This is a genomic window from Bacillus sp. FSL R5-0820, from assembly GCF_038593385.1.
Lineage (GTDB): Bacteria > Bacillota > Bacilli > Bacillales > Bacillaceae > Bacillus > Bacillus altitudinis.
This window is the reverse complement of sequence record NZ_CP151991.1, coordinates 963157-976877: the sequence shown is the minus strand read 5'-3', so window position 1 is coordinate 976877 and position 13721 is coordinate 963157. Positions and strand designations below refer to the sequence as shown.

At 39.9% G+C, this 13721-nt stretch carries 13 protein-coding genes; 8 read left to right on the top strand and 5 right to left on the bottom strand.

Going from position 1 to position 13721, the window contains the following annotated elements; translation table 11 throughout:
* Positions 1-1224 carry a cation:proton antiporter gene (locus NST15_RS04930; RefSeq protein WP_048001733.1) on the top strand — a complete coding sequence of 408 codons (1224 nt, stop codon included), beginning with the start codon at positions 1-3 and terminating at the stop codon, positions 1222-1224.
* A gap of 36 nt (positions 1225-1260) precedes the next feature.
* Here NST15_RS04930 and NST15_RS04925 read toward each other — a convergent pair whose 3' ends face one another.
* From NST15_RS04925 to NST15_RS04905, 5 genes are all read right to left on the bottom strand, one after another.
* On the bottom strand, positions 1261-2535 hold the full coding sequence (locus NST15_RS04925) for a SidA/IucD/PvdA family monooxygenase (RefSeq protein ID WP_224559636.1): 1275 nt from the start codon (positions 2533-2535) through the stop codon (positions 1261-1263).
* A 75-nt stretch (positions 2536-2610) separates the two neighbouring features.
* The gene (locus NST15_RS04920; RefSeq protein WP_100325433.1) at positions 2611-4110 is read right to left on the bottom strand and encodes a coproporphyrinogen III oxidase; all 1500 of its coding nucleotides are present in this window, start codon (positions 4108-4110) and stop codon (positions 2611-2613) included.
* Positions 4111-4223: 113 nt separating this feature from the next.
* The gene (locus tag NST15_RS04915) at positions 4224-5090 is read right to left on the bottom strand and encodes a Cof-type HAD-IIB family hydrolase (RefSeq protein WP_008348923.1); all 867 of its coding nucleotides are present in this window, start codon (positions 5088-5090) and stop codon (positions 4224-4226) included.
* A gap of 446 nt (positions 5091-5536) precedes the next feature.
* Positions 5537-5893: a YlbF family regulator gene (locus tag NST15_RS04910; RefSeq protein WP_008348927.1), complete on the bottom strand. Its 357-nt coding sequence runs from the start codon at positions 5891-5893 to the stop codon at positions 5537-5539.
* 122 nt (positions 5894-6015) lie between these two features.
* Complete coding sequence (locus NST15_RS04905; RefSeq protein WP_060832210.1) at positions 6016-7149, bottom strand: DUF445 family protein; 1134 nt, start codon at positions 7147-7149, stop codon at positions 6016-6018.
* A gap of 214 nt (positions 7150-7363) precedes the next feature.
* Between NST15_RS04905 and NST15_RS04900 the strand changes: the two genes are divergently transcribed.
* From NST15_RS04900 to NST15_RS04870, 7 genes are all read left to right on the top strand, one after another.
* On the top strand, positions 7364-8470 hold the full coding sequence (locus NST15_RS04900; protein ID WP_035703445.1) for a YheC/YheD family protein: 1107 nt from the start codon (positions 7364-7366) through the stop codon (positions 8468-8470).
* Complete coding sequence (locus NST15_RS04895) at positions 8427-9785, top strand: YheC/YheD family protein (RefSeq protein ID WP_035703444.1); 1359 nt, start codon at positions 8427-8429, stop codon at positions 9783-9785. Before NST15_RS04900 ends, NST15_RS04895 begins: the two co-directional genes overlap by 44 nt.
* Positions 9786-9930: 145 nt before the next feature.
* Positions 9931-10140 carry a YheE family protein gene (locus NST15_RS04890; RefSeq protein ID WP_008348933.1) on the top strand — a complete coding sequence of 70 codons (210 nt, stop codon included), beginning with the start codon at positions 9931-9933 and terminating at the stop codon, positions 10138-10140.
* Positions 10141-10160: 20 nt separating this feature from the next.
* Complete coding sequence (locus NST15_RS04885; protein ID WP_008348935.1) at positions 10161-11036, top strand: helix-turn-helix domain-containing protein; 876 nt, start codon at positions 10161-10163, stop codon at positions 11034-11036.
* A 139-nt stretch (positions 11037-11175) separates the two neighbouring features.
* Positions 11176-12282, top strand: a complete 1107-nt coding sequence (ugpC, locus tag NST15_RS04880) for a sn-glycerol-3-phosphate ABC transporter ATP-binding protein UgpC (RefSeq protein WP_035703441.1) — start codon at positions 11176-11178, stop codon at positions 12280-12282.
* Between the two features lie 226 nt (positions 12283-12508).
* Positions 12509-12712, top strand: coding sequence for an alpha/beta-type small acid-soluble spore protein (locus tag NST15_RS04875; RefSeq protein WP_008348940.1), 204 nt, complete (start codon positions 12509-12511; stop codon positions 12710-12712).
* 284 nt (positions 12713-12996) lie between these two features.
* Complete coding sequence (locus NST15_RS04870; RefSeq protein ID WP_008348943.1) at positions 12997-13614, top strand: NAD(P)H-binding protein; 618 nt, start codon at positions 12997-12999, stop codon at positions 13612-13614.
* Positions 13615-13721 lie beyond the last annotated feature (107 nt).

The window sequence follows — 13721 nt, the reverse complement described above, 5'->3', positions numbered from 1 at the left end:
ATGGATCATTTAGTCTTTGAAGTTGGAACGGCGCTTATTCTCATCGCCATTGCCAGCTTAATCGCCAATAAAATTAAATTTTCTATCATTCCTTTTCTCATTGTCCTCGGGATGGTTGTTGGTCCGCATGCACCAACCATCGGGATCATTGATTTGAAGTTTATCGAGAGCACCGAGATTATTTCGTTTTTTGGTAGAATGGGTGTCCTGTTCCTTCTATTCTACCTGGGGCTTGAGTTCTCTGTCGGCAAACTCATAAAATCGGGTAAATCCATTGCAGTCGGCGGATCTATTTATATTTTGATCAACTTTAGCTTAGGATTGCTTTATGGGTTTATCACAGGCTTTGGATTCCTCGAAGTTCTCATTATGGCAGGCGTTATCACCATTTCATCCAGCGCCATTGTCGCCAAAGTCCTTGTCGATTTAAAACGGACAGCGAACCCTGAAACAGAGTTAATTCTTGGGATTATTATGTTTGAGGATATTTTTCTCGCCGTTTATTTATCTGTCGTATCAGGTCTTGTCCTTGGAGATGCCACATCCGTTGGCGGTGCCTTATTATCTATTTTAATCGCTTTTGGTTACATGATGATTTTCTTTATCATCGCGCGTAAGCTGCCAAAACTATTAAACAAACTATTCGATATCCGTTCAAATGAAGTATTTATCATTGTCATTTTTGCCGCTTTGTTCTTCGTGGCTGGTTTTTCAGAGACGATTCATGTCGCAGAGGCCATTGGCGCTCTCTTACTCGGTCTTGTGTTTTCAGAAACAGAGCACTCAGACCGCATTGAACATCTCGTTGTTCCTTTTAGAGATTTCTTTGGCGCCATGTTCTTCTTCAGCTTTGGACTAAGTATTGATCCATTTACATTAGGAGATGCCTTCTGGCTTGCGATCGGTGCTGTCATTCTCACCTTGATCGGGAACTTCACCGCCGGGATGTTTGCTGGAAGAAGAGCCGGTTTCTCTCATAAAGCCTCTTCTAATATTGGATTAACCATCGTATCAAGAGGAGAGTTTTCCATCATTGTAGCCGAACTTGGGATTGCAGGCGGGCTTGCCGCTACATTGAAGCCATTTGCTGCATTATATGTATTAATCCTTGCGATTTTAGGACCGCTAGTGACGAAAGAATCAAAGCGTATCTATCAAATCCTAAACAAAATCTTCAAATGGAAAACTGAAAAACCAAAAGTAAAAAGAGAAACAACCATTTAATTGAAAAGGGCCCTGTGCAGGGGCCCTTTTTTATATCTATTCAAATTGCTGAAATGCTGTTTCTTGCTTCACTTGTTCTTTCGTATCCCCGCGAATGGTTCGGATGACTTTCTGATTGCGGTAGATCGATAGTTTTAAATTGGTCGCCGCTGTTCCATGAGAGTGATCGAGGTTCGTGAATGTAAAGAGATGATGAGACCGTTTGTCTTTAAACACAAGCCTGAAGTCGTCTGTCACTTTAAAATGCTCATCGCTTTCCCATTCAATCAATGGTTCATATGCGCTAAACCATTCCGGAATATTAGGCGTATATCCTGTAGCCAATACCACATGATCGACTGTGATTTTCTTTTCTTTCTTCAGCTGCCATTGTGTCAAATGCAGCTCTACCTGCTGCTCATCCTCCATATGTATCGCTTCAAGCTCAGTCATTGGCTGAATGAGTACAGATGGCTCTTCTCCTGAAACGGATCGATGGTACAATTCCTGATAAATGCGAGAAAGCGTCGATGCATCTATGCCATTCCTTAATCCTGCCAGTCTAGGCAATGTGTTCATCCGTTCTTCATAAGGAAGGGAATGAAAATATTCAACATACTTAGGTGTAAATAGCTCCTGACCAAGCTCCGCTGTCTCTAGTTCTCTAAATTCACTTGAACGTGTAAACCATGAAAGCTGCTGTCCTTTCTTCTGATGCTGAAGCAGGTCTAAGAAAATTTCAGCTGCACTCTGACCTGAACCAATCACCGCCACCGTTTCAGCTTCATGAAGTTCTTTTTGTTGATCTACATAACGGCTGCTATGGGTCACATGCGGCAACGCAGCTTCTGGCACATCGACAGGAATCATCGGTTTGCTTCCAGTACCAAGGACGACATGCTTTGCACGATATTCAGAAAGCGCCCCATCTTTCAACCGCCGAACTTTTACAAGATACCCGTCTTCACAGTCGGTCACTTCTTCCACCTTCATCCCGAACTGACAGCTATCTAATTCTCCTGCAACCCATGATAAATACTCATTGAATTCTCTCCGGGGGATATCAAATTGTTCAAATGTATAAAAGCGGTGAAGCCTGTTTGATTCATGTAAATAATTTAAAAATGTATACTTGCTCCTTGGATTAGCCATTGTCACAAGGTCCGCTAGAAAGGAAACTTGTAAGTCTGTTCCTTTGATGAGCATACCAGGATGCCAAGCAAATTCGGTTTCCTGTTCAAAAAAACAGCATGTCATATCTTCATACTCCTCTAATAAAGCGGCCAATCCTAAATTTGCTGGCCCAATCCCAATTCCGATCACATCCATCATATGTACACCTGCTTTACCTTTTTACCCCCTATATACCCTTTTACAAATGAAAAAAACACTGCGTCACCGCAGTGTTTACATGTGAGAAACAAATAATGACTCAAGAAACTGAATCTTCTCTTCCGTATAGTGCTCATAACGATCATTATAAGACTTTGGATCTTTTGGATTGGCATATTGCGTAATTTTTCCGGTTCGCGGATCAATGAATTTACTCGCAGCGCCGCATCCAATGCCAATGATCGTCTGCACCTCTTCCATAATGATAATATTATACAAACTTTCCTGCCCATCTAACGAATACCCGACATTTTCGAGATTCCCCAAAATGTTTTTTTGTCTGTATAAATAGTACGGATGATAGTCATGTGCTTTTGTCCAAGCAATCGCTTCATCCATCATACGTGTGATCTCTTCTCGGTCTGCCACTTGATACTTTTCCTTATTGCGGGTCATTTCAGACGCTCTCTTAAAGGAAAGTGTATGCACCGTTAAAGATTCAGGCTTCAGTTCTTCTGTTTGCTGCAAGGAATGTTGGAATTCCTTTAGCCCTTCTCCTGGCAGTCCAATGATTAAGTCCATGTTAATATTATTCATGCCATACTGCCTTGATAAATGATACTTTTCAATCGTTTCTTCCACACTATGGTGCCGGCCAATCGCTTTCAATGTTTCATTCTCATATGATTGCGGATTGATACTAATCCGGTCAATATGATAACGGTTGAGCACCTCCAGCTTATCAGGTGAAATCGTATCAGGTCGTCCCGCTTCTACAGTGACTTCCCGAATATGTTTCACATCTGGAAAAGAGCGATACATCTCCTCATACAGCAAATCCATTTCTTCTGCTGTAATACTTGTTGGAGTACCTCCGCCAAAATAAACAGTCGTCACTTTAATCCCATGTTCCTTTAACCATTCGCCCATTTTTTGCATCTCATAATGCAGCCCAAAAAGAAACGTTCCCACTCTTCCAGCTTGTCCTTGAATGGCATAAGCAGGGAACGTGCAATAAGCACATTTTGTTGGACAGAAAGGAATACCGATATAAATACTCACTTCCTCCTGTAGATCGTACAGATCTGGAATGGCTTTGATTTGACGATCAACAATCTCCTGCATCAAATTGATCTTTTCATCATGAATCAAGTAATCGCGCTTTAACGCTGCATGTGCTTCTTCCTTTGTCATGCCTTCTCTTAGCATCTTATGAAGTAATTTCGTAGGGCGTATCCCCGTAAGAATCCCCCATTTTTGCGTCATTCCTGTATATTCCTGAAGCAGATGTAAATAAACAGACAGCACAGTGTTTTTGATTTGCTTCCAGCGCTCTTTTTCATTCAAGCCCTCTGGCATCTCTCTTGTAAAACGACTCGTCATATCTGTTCCAACGATATGGCCAGAAGCCTCCACCCCACCATGGGTTTCTTTCCAATCAAACACCATCACTAGGCCATCATCCACTTCACCGGAATCAAACAGCACTTCACTATCTTCTTCAAATAAATTGGCTATATTGACAAGCGGTCGATGAAATCGTTCATCAGACAGCCCTTTAACTAAAATTCGCATCGTATCACCTTTATCTTCAAACTTGTTTCATTTTACAAAATTCATCTAGGAAAAGCAATGAAGAGAACAGACGAAGGCCCTGCCATTTCTTAATAGACAGGGCCTTCACTATACTATCGTTTAATATCAAATTGATGTAAAAAACCTTCCCTTTGCTGCATTCTAAAGTATTCTTTGATCATATAAGCAACACCCTGTTCATCATGAGAACGTGTCACCCAATCGGCTTTACGTTTGACCGAATGAGGTGCATTCCCCATCGCAACGCCTAAGCCAGCTAACTCAAGCATCGGGATGTCGTCTGTCCCGTGACCGATCACGACCGTATCTTCTAATGTAAAACCTAGTGCTGAAGTTAAAAGAGAAAGTCCTGCTTCTTTCGATACCCCTTTGCATACAATATTCATTTTCTCATCACTGATCTTAATCAGATCAACAGATGGGAATGCTTGTTGAATGGTTGTGTGGATTTCAGGCTGAAGTGCTGCCGTCGAATACACTTCAATGACAGGTGTGCTCACCGGTTCATCCATGAGCATATCACTTAATGATTCAACAAATTGAACGGGATAGAAAATTGGATCAGATGGATGAATCAACGTTTTTCCCATCAATTGAGACTGTGTTTTTTTCCGATTGCCGATTGAGAATTTTTCATGTAACAAGCGAACATTACAATCAAAGCTTTCAAGGATCTGCACAAGATTAAATGTTTTCTCTTCCGTTAATTTCTTCACATGGAGCGGCTCATCAAGCTTATCAGCGATAAATGCACCACTATGCGTCACAAGAGTTGAAGTTGGTATTTTCAACGCCTTGGCAATTTTTTGTGCAGATCGAAAATGACGGTTGGTGACAATCGTCACGTAAACCCCTTTTTTCTTAACATATTCCACAGCTTCTTTTGTAGCGGAATGGATTTTCCCATTGGAACGAAGCAACGTTCCATCTATATTGAGTGCAAGTAGCTTTTTTGACACTGAGGCATCCCCCTTCTTGATGACTGTACTTACGATGAGGATATGCCCTAGCTTAGCGCTTTAGAACATGCAGTTGAAGCAGCCCTTGTTTTATGCCTCAATCGCAAATAAAAAAAGCCTACCCCTAGGCTTTTTTTTATGTATGGTTTGGATGCGTAACAATGGCGTGATGAAGCTCCCCATGATCCCCTCATCTTTCACACACCAAAGCATTGCTTATATCATATCCCCTTATGCTTTGCTTTTCTCCCAGAAGCGCTTCTCTCTCATTTGACTCATCGTCGTAAATCCAAAGTGGAACGCACCCAATTCATCACGATAGCGCTTTTTGAAAGCACTTTCAATAAGTATTATCGCAGAATTTACGAGCTTCGACAACCCTTTTTTTAAAGATATACAAGCGGCGATATGAATGAAAAAAAGGGCGAATATGATCGCCCTTTCAATTAATTTTCTTCTGTATTTCCATAAAGCTCTTCAAGAGGCTTCATGATAATTTTATTTAATTCACCGATGAGAACACTTACGCGTTGTTCTGCTTCCATCAACTGAGAGATTTTATCGTGCTGCTGCACAAGTGCAACCGTTTTTTGCGCTTGCTCTACTTCTTCTTGTGTAATCTCTTGACCAGTCATTTGTTTTTGTTGAAGGTTTACTTGAATGTCACGGAAGTTCTCAAACATTCTTTTAGAGGACTCATCCCCGTTTACCTCATCATAAAGATTTCTTAACGCTGAATATTCTTCGCTATGACGCAGTGCTTTTTCAAGGTCATATGCAACATCATAAAGATTTACAGACATGTTATGTCTCCTTTCTATCCGTTATCACCGATATGGATCGGCGGACACCACTCCACTATAACAAACTATGGCTTTCGTTTCACATATATACAATAAATTCATCGAAATTTCTCGATCTTGCCTTAGAATAAGGTGACAAAAATCGCTTGGACAGCACCGATCAATCCACCTAAAAGACCGCCTAAAAATGTGATCATCTTCAGCTCCTTATTAGATATGCTGATCACAAGCTCTTCCATTTTTTCAAGCGGGAAAAGTTCAATTTGTTCACGAATAATTTCTTCAAATTGGAGCTTTGCGAGCAGTCCCTCAAGCGCATTAGATGCGGCTTCAATCCCTTTATCAATGAGAGATGGAGCAAACTTGGTCTTAAGATCATCCGCTACTGCACTGATGTAAACTCCTACTGGTCTATCTAACAGAACCTTTGTAGAAAAATGTGAAAGCAATTGCTTTTTCACACTAAATAGAAGCTCTTTCACATTCCATTTTTTATCAAGCTCATGTAAAGAAAATTGCTTTACCTTGTCCCATTCTTGAACAAGTAAATCTGATAAAAACCTTTTTGTCTCTGCATTCTTTAAGAACTTCATCATTTCAGGATGTACGCGATCAATTAAGCTTGAATTCCCTAAAAACATTTGGACCATACTGCCAAGCATTCCTCGTTCTTTTAAGAAATCATCTATCATATGACCGAGTCTTGCTTTTCCCTCATCACTTTCAAAGTAATGAATGCCTCTCTTTAAAATATAATCTGCGGCATCTGGAATTTTGGATGCAAGCTTATTTTCTACATCCTGTGGCAGCAGCTCAGACAACGTTTGCTGATCATACTTTTCAAGCAGTGAGTGGAGCTTATGATCAGTCCACTGATGAAGCCATGCGTCAGCTTTAACGTCAGCCTCTGAAAAACCGTATTTTTCTAACATAGAGAAAACCGTCATTTCCATATCAGCACCTTTATCAATATATCGGTGCACTGCCTGCAATATCTCTTGCTTTGCCTCTGATGATTCAAATCGTTTTTTAATACCCTCTGGCGTTAGTAAATGCTCCATCACCATGACGCCAACCTGCTTGGCTACTTCATCTCTTCTTTTAGGAATGAGACCCGGTGTAAAAGGGAGCTGCTTCCCAAATAAATAATATGGCTTATACGGACGAAAAAGCATTTTAATTGCGAGATGGTTTGTTGCTGCCCCTATCACTGCACCTATCACAATCATAAAGAGAAACGTTGTGAATATATCCAAAGTCGTCATCTACCTTTCAAACAACACCTGAAGTTTATTGTTTTTATCTATACGTATTATAGTTGTTGTCAAGAGTCCAAGCAAATGAAGCATTCAATGTGACATATGAGACAACGATCTGTCGTAATGATATAGGAACGCCAAGTTTATGTAAAATCAACAAAAAGTGTTTTTCAGATGTTAAAAAATGAATTTGAAAAGTAGGTGTTGTTTCATGATGTCAACGCTAGGCATTGTCACTCTTTCTCCGAAGCATGAAGAAGCATTCACACATCAGCTTGCCAAAGCAGCCTCTTCTTTTGAATTAGAAGTTGTTCGTTTTTCACCTCTAGATTTAAAGCCTGCTTCAAATGTCATTCACGGTCAAAAATTTAAGACTGGCAAAGGATTTGAAGCGTCAGAATTTCAGATTCCTGACTTGATTTATGATCGTTGTCTTTATCAGCATGACGCACAATCAAAAAAAGCAAAACCTATCATGAATTGGTTAAAAAAGTATCCAAAAACCGTTTTTTTGAATACTGGAATTTCAAATAAAATGCGGCTATTCGAGCAGCTCCGTCTCCTCCCTTCTTTACAACCATACTTACCTGTCTGCTCTCTATTGACAGAGCCTTCAGACCTTCTCAACTTGGTCAGAAAGGGCGGATATTGTAAAATACAGCCGCTTTCTCAACAGCACGCAGCACCCTCTTGCTTCATTTCTTTAAGAGACAAATCACTCATTACTGTGCAGCTAAACGCTAAGCAAATCATCACCTTTTCACATTCAGAAGAGGTTGAGCGTTGGTGCAAAAAGTATATCGGCCGATCTTTCCTTCAATTTTTTAACACGAATGATCAAAAAGACGTTATTTTCAATGAAATTAGGATTTTTCTTATAAAAAATTCACAAAACCAATGGAATAGCATGGGGATTCATACAAAACCATCAGTAGAAAACAGCCTTTTAAGCAATACACAAAATTCCATTCATGTGGTAGCCTTTGATCACTATTTAAACTCATTAAAGCCACACATCAAGGAGCTGCTGTTAGATGATATTGCCTCCATTCAGTCATCTCTTCCAGCGTTTATAGACAAAACTTTCTCACCGTGTATTGAATTCGCTATAGACTTGCTTCATACAAATGAAGGCAGACTTTTCATCTCAAATGTAAGATCAAAGCCAGGACGATCCTCTTTTTTAAAAGCTTACCCTGAGAGGGAGAATCAATTGATTCAGACCATACTTGAACATGCCAAATCGATGATGGCTGAAGAAAAGGAGGTTCCTTATGAAGAGAAAACGCTACATCATCGCTCCTCATTCAGCAAGTGAAAAAACAGTACATCTCCCTGCTCAGTTTAAAGAGCAGGAGGCAATTTTATCTATTGCTTTAGGTTCTTGTTTAGTAGATGATTTCACCATTTCCTATCATCATCAATCACAAAGGATTTTATTATCAGAAGACCTTTATCGCACTTTACTCATTCCATACAAAACGAAAGCTGATGTCATATTAGTTCAACATACACTCTATATAGGACCTCTCATCGGCATTTTCACTGCAGGATTCGAACAAAATACAGCACCTTTAGGCGCAAGATCTTCCTATTTTATAAAACTGCTGCAATCTTGCAGGCAGCATGCTGGTTTTGCATATCTTTTTGGTACTCATTCGATCGATTGGGATAAAGGAATAGTAGACGGTTTGCTTTACCAAGAGGAGCGCTGGGTAAAAAAGCAGATGCCCCTCCCATCCGTTGTTTATGACCGGCTGCCTAATAGAAAGGCTGCTCAGTCGGCATTCATTCAAGAAACAAAACGAAAACTCACTCAAGACTACGATATCCCTTGGTTCAACCCTTATTTTTTTAATAAATGGGACATTCATGAACAGCTATTAACAGATGAAAAAACAAGCTCTTTCTTACCACATTCCATACGATTAGATCCTGTTGATGCTTTAAATAAAATAGAAACACTCCTTCATCTGCATCATGTCATTTATTTAAAACCAACAAACGGCAGTCACGGAGACGGTATTTATCAGTTAAAGAAGACGGAAAACGGGATCACTGTCTGCTCAAATAAAGGGAAATGCACTTCATATCATTCCGTAGATCATTTCGTGAAAAAACTGCGGGAAGATTGTGCAATTCACGACTTGATTGCACAACAAGGCATTGAGCTTCTTCAAATAGACAATCAACCACTGGATTTTAGAATTCATACGAATAAAAATAAGTATGGTCATTGGACTGTTACAGCCGCTGCTGGAAAAGTTTCAGGAGATCACACTGTCACAACCCATCAACTGCATGGTGGTTCAGTAAAAACACTGTATGATATCTTTCCTGATGCAGAGAAACGTTTGAAGGTTTTGCAAGAGCTCTCTGATACTGCCCTCGCACTTAGTCGTGTGATAGATGAAAAAATGCCCGGTCTGATTGGCGAAATTGGTTTTGACTTAGGTATTGATCACTTAGGTGCTATCTGGATGTTTGAAGCCAATTCTCGTCCAGGCCGCGAGATTTTTCTACATGCACCATTGAAAAACTCAGAATGGCTGATTGGGAAAAGAATCGTTGAATACGCATCTTACCTAACACAAATGGCTCTTACTCCTATAGACCATGCAAACGCCTACTGATGATTTCTTTTCATGTCTCTGAAATCTGTGCTTTCCCTATGCTCTTTTCATCAGATGAGATACAATAAAACCAAGTTCAAGGTTGTTTCCGTATTGTCGTGTGTATTTATTGTTTCATCAATAAAAGCAAGGAGGCAATGATGATATGATTTCTCATTTTCAATGGAAACCTCTCTTTAAAAAAGCGCAATTACCTGGTTGGAAAATATCCTTTTTTCATAATGGTTCACACTATGAAGGCATTTATCACAAAACGGGTGATATTGAATGGGGCTCTCAGCTTCCGCCTCATGAAGTTGAACCAACCTTAAAAGAAGAAATCCACGAATTAATGCTATTCCATGTGTATGATTAAACTGTTTAAGGAGCCTCGCCATGTTAGAAAAGCTAAAACTTGTTTACGGACACCATATCATCAGTTCACCAACAAATGATAAACAAACTCTCTGGTATCAAACAGACGAAGGCGAAATATTCGGAGTAAACAAAACGGAGCTAACAGAAAGGGAAACGCTTCTTCTCAATTCATTCCTCACACCAATTGATGTACCTCATACGCAGGAAACGGAAGAAGAACAGAAATGGTACAGCTATCTCTTTGAAAACAAATCAATCACCATCGATCACTCCGTCCGTGTTCATTTTTTTAAAATGGATCACCAAGCAGAACAAAGGCAGCAAATAAAAGAGGCTGTGAACAGCAGCCTCGAACATATTCATTTCATATGGACAGGCACTGAAACAGCTATGCTCATTCAAACAAACGCTACATCAGAAAATGGTCAACTTGAACAGCTACATGATTTGTCTCAAGCCATCACAAGTGATTTTTTAACAGACGTTGTCTTCATGCAAGGACAGCTGCATTTGCCGAATGGAAATTTAAAAATGAGATTATTAAATGAACATCAGCTCTTTTTATGGCATCTGAAGCAAGGAAAACTTAGGTCAGGGGTTGCAACATTTTATCAATGTCTACCTGCTTTCATTCGCCATGATACAGACATGGTTTCTGCCGCTATTTCAGATGCATTTATAGAAACAATCTTTGATCGGGACGTTTACCGGACTCTCACGACCTATATGCAGTGTAATTTAAATGCATCGCAGGCAGCAAAAGCTTTATATGTTCATCGAAACAGCCTTCAGTATCGGATTGATAAATTTATTGAACGGACAGGACTAGATATACGGCATTTTCAAGAAGCGTCAGCTGCCTATTTCATGATGAATCTTCTCGATCTTTCTTAAATGATCCTATCATGAGCACCTTGCCTAAAAATGAAAATAAGATGTTGTGCACGTTGTCCATTTACAGACACCCTTCCTTTTTATACACTTCATTTATAAGTAAAGCGCTTTCAAAAAAAGGACTGGGAGGCTACCACCTATGGCTGAAATGATACTGAATCAAATTTATAAAGTGTATGATAACAAAGTAACAGCAGTAGATAACTTTAATCTACATATTGAGGATAAAGAATTTATTGTGTTTGTTGGTCCATCTGGGTGCGGAAAATCAACAACCCTCCGCATGATTGCAGGCCTTGAAGAAATTTCACAAGGGGATTTTCTATTAGACGGCAAGCGAATGAATGATGTGGCACCAAAAGATCGGGATATTGCGATGGTTTTCCAAAACTATGCCTTATACCCTCATATGAATGTGTACGATAATATGGCTTTTGGATTAAAGCTTCGAAAATTTCCTAAAGCAGAAATTGATGAGCGGGTACGAAACGCTGCGAAAATATTAGGGCTTGAACAATACTTAGATCGAAAACCTAAGGCATTGTCTGGAGGTCAAAGACAGCGTGTTGCACTTGGAAGGGCCATTGTGCGAGATGCAAAAGTCTTTCTTTTGGATGAACCTCTCTCTAATTTAGATGCTAAACTTCGTGTTCAGATGCGTGCCGAAATTTCTAAACTTCATCAGCGGCTGCAGACGACATTCATCTATGTCACACACGATCAAACAGAAGCCATGACAATGGCTACTCGGCTTGTTGTCATGAAAGATGGCTTTATTCAGCAGGTTGGCGCACCAAAGGATGTGTATGAAAACCCAGAGAATGTCTTTGTAGGAGGATTTATTGGCTCTCCAGCGATGAACTTTTTTACAGGAAAACTGTCTGACGGAGCCATTGCCATTGGGAATACGCACATTCGTGTACCAGAAGGAAAAATGAAAGTATTACGCAGTCAGGGCTATATCGGAAAAGATGTGATTCTAGGCATCAGACCAGAAGATTTCCATGATGAGCCTGTGTTTATAGAGGCTTCTGAAGGAACAAAAATTGAAGCAAACGTAGAAGTGGCTGAATTAATGGGAGCCGAAACGATGCTTTATTCTTCTCTCGCTGGTCAAACGTTTATTGCACGAGTTGATTCTCGCACAGATATTCAGGCAGGTCAGACGATCCCTCTTGCCATTGATATGAATAAAGCTCACTTCTTTGATACAGAGACTGAGCTGCGCATCCGCTCAGCTGAATAAGAAGACGTTCCACAAACCATCACCATTGGGTGGTGGTTTTTTGTATGTGAAAACAACATTTACCATGTTCTTTTTCCGTATGTTTTTTTCGTAGCGAACCATAATATTTAGTACAAAGCAGTTACCGCATTGGGTTTCGCCAAGTGGCAAATGACTTGGTCATTTCGCTGGTGCGACTCCAGCAAACCCAACCAAAAAAATCATATATAAAAAGGAGATTCACATCATGGCAAATTCTAATAGTTCAAATCAATTACTAGTTCCTGGAGCAGCGCAAGCAATCGATCAAATGAAATACGAAATCGCTTCTGAGTTTGGTGTAAACCTTGGAGCAGAAACAACAGCTCGTGCTAACGGTTCAGTTGGTGGAGAAATCACTAAACGTCTTGTATCTTACGCTCAGCAAAACCTTGGCGGAACAAAAGCTTAATTTCATATCTGGATCATAGAAGGCACCTCTTATGGTGTCTTCTTTTTTTGGTTTTATCCCTCACCGATTCCTTTTGAATTCATATGATGTATTAGAAAGGAGCGGATCTTCATGGACATTATTTCAGGTGTGAATTTTGAACTTCTACAATTTGTCGGTCTCTCTCTATTATGTGAATATGCTCATAGTATTCGGTCCTTTCATCTTTATAAAAAAAGCATGACATAAAACTGTACCATTTTAAGTTCTTTTCACTTATAGTATGTAGTGGAGGGATCGATCAGATGAAAATAGCTCTTTTCGGTGCTCATGGACGTGTAGGACAAGCATTTCTTCGTTTCGTAAAAGAAGATGATCGTTACATGGTTCGCTCGTTAATTCGGACAAACCGGGAAGAAATGCTTGCGGGTATGTTTCAAGTCACCGGCAATTCCAGAAATCAAGAGGATGTGCTTGAAACGATTAAAGGATCAGATATTGTCGTGAGCTGTCTATCAACAGATGGTGATGATACTTTATCTGTTTCAATGGAGCATATCGTACAAGCCATGAAGCAAACAGGAACATCAAGAATTATAACGATTGGCACTGCGGGGATTTTAAAAGCAAGGCAGCAGCCTGAGCTTTACCGCTTTGAAACAAATGAATCAAGGCGAACCACTTCCCGAGCTGCTAAAGAACATGCCAAAGCATTTGAAATTCTTCAATCAACTGAACTAGATTGGACAATCATTTGCCCAACCTATTTACCAGATGGAGAAGTGACACGGTCATATCGCTATGAAAAGAATTTTCTCCCTATAGATGGACAGAAAATTTCAGTTGAAGATACCGCACACTTTTTGTATCAGCAGTTAAACTCAAAGGAATTTGTGCATCAACGCGTCGGTATAGCTTATTGACCATTTAGTTCGTGTAAATGATATACAACCAGTAAAAGTCGAGATCATTTCATGAAGCCTCGACTTTTTTCATTGCCATGAAAAAAGCCTCTTTCAAATTGAAAGAG